Raw genomic sequence first — 1961 nt, 5'->3', positions numbered from 1 at the left:
CATTAGCCGTTCAATTGCGGTATTGGCTTGATTGAGTTTTTTGGTTTTGGTTGCGGGTTTGGTGGTGAGGTCTTATTTAGCGTGTTTGGATGTTGGGATGGGTTGGTCTGCCGCAGGATAGCATCAGCCCTTTAGGCGCGGCGGGATATGGGGTATCTGGGCGTGCGCACCGTTTCACGGATTTGGAGAACGCAATGATGAAGCGCGCCTGGAACAAGTGGCGATCGGGCTATATGGGCCGGCTTGTCGGTGAGAGCTTTTATGCGCAGGGCGGGCTTTACGGCGTTGCGATCCTGGCGATGATCGCGGTGGCGGTCACCACCGCCGGCTCGGCTTACATGATGGAATATATCGTTGATGCCATGACCAGCCCGGAATTGCGGGGATGGGCGCATGTCATTGCGCTGGGGGTTGTGCTTCTGTTCCTGACCAAGGCGGTGGCCTCGTATATTCAGGCCGTCTTTCTGGCGCGCGCGGGCAACCGGATTGTGGCCCAGCAGCAGGAGAAGCTGTACCGCAAGCTGGTCCGGCACGGGGTGTCGTTCTTTTCGACCAATGAATCATCGGATCTGCTGATGCGCACGACCAATGGCGCGCAATCGGCCCGGGGCCTGATCGATGTTCTGGTCACCGGGTTTGTCCGCGATGCCCTGACCCTGGTCGGCCTGATTGTGGTCATGGTGTATCAGCAGCCGGTCCTGTCGGTGATGTTCTTTGTGGTGGGCCCGGTTGCCCTGCTGGGGGTGCGGTATCTGCTGAAAAGCGTCCGCTCGATCATGCAGGCCGAGTTCAAATCGCTGGCCGAGATCATCCGGGTGCTGCAGGAGACCTCGGCGGGGATCAAGGTGATCAAGGTGTTTGCGCTTGAAGATCGCATGATCGACCGAATGGAGACCGCGATCCGGAAGGTCGAACAGCGCTCGAACGACATCGCCCGGCTGCAGGCCATTGCCAGCCCGCTGATGGAGTTTCTGGCCGGTCTGGCGGTTGCCGGGGTTCTCATTGTCAGCACGATGGGCATCGCGGGCACCGAACAGCCGACCGCGGGTCAGTTGATGTCCTTCATCACCGCTTTGCTGATGGCCTATGAACCCGCCAAGCGCCTGTCCAGGATGCGGGTCCAGATTGAAACCTGCATGGTCGGTGTCGGCCTGTTGTTCAGCCTGCTGGATCAGGAGGACACGATGGTGGAAAGCCCCCGGGCCCGTGACCTGAGTGACGGCCCCGGACAGATCACGCTGCGCAATGTGACCTTTGGCTATCAGGGCACGGTGCCGGTGATCGACAACATGAGCGCCACTTTCGAGGCCGGGAAAACCACGGCCCTTGTCGGCCAGTCCGGTGGTGGCAAATCCACGTTGTTTGGCCTGATCATGCGGTTTTACGACCCCGATCAGGGCAGCGTCGAGATCGATGGCCAGGACCTGAGGGATGTCAGCTTTGCCTCGCTGCGGCGGAAAATCTCGTATGTCGGTCAGGACACGTTCCTGTTCTCGGCCTCGGTGATGGACAACCTGCGCTGCTCGGCACCCGAGGCGAGCGATGAAGAGGTGATCGCGGCAGCCCGGGCCGCACATGCGCATCAGTTCATCACTGACCTGCCGCACGGCTATGAGACCCCGGTGGGCGAAAACGGAACCTTTCTGTCGGGCGGTCAGAAACAGCGCATCGCGATTGCCCGCGCCATTCTGCGCAAGGCCGAAATCCTGCTGCTGGACGAGGCCACAAGCGCGCTGGACGCGGAATCGGAATCGCTGGTCAAAGAGGCGCTGGACGCCCTGACACAGGATGTCACCGTCATCGTCATCGCCCACCGCCTGTCAACCGTGCTGGAGGCAGACAAGATCATCGTCATCCAGGACGGCGCTATCGCCGAACAGGGAAACCTCGACCAACTCATGCAGAAAAACGGACCCTTCAAAAACCTCTTCGACCAACAGTTCAATAAACACAAACACAAA

At 59.8% G+C, this 1961-nt stretch carries 1 protein-coding gene; it reads left to right on the top strand.

Features of this window, described 5'->3' with window-relative positions; genetic code table 11:
* Nucleotides 1-194: 194 nt before the first annotated feature.
* A partial coding sequence (locus tag ACR0CE_RS20470) for an ABC transporter ATP-binding protein (protein WP_480833607.1) occupies nucleotides 195-1961 on the top strand: 1767 nt, incomplete at its 3' end.

It is taken from the genome of Ruegeria sp. L11 (genome assembly GCF_056531755.1).
This window is presented reverse-complemented; position numbering and strand designations above follow the sequence as displayed.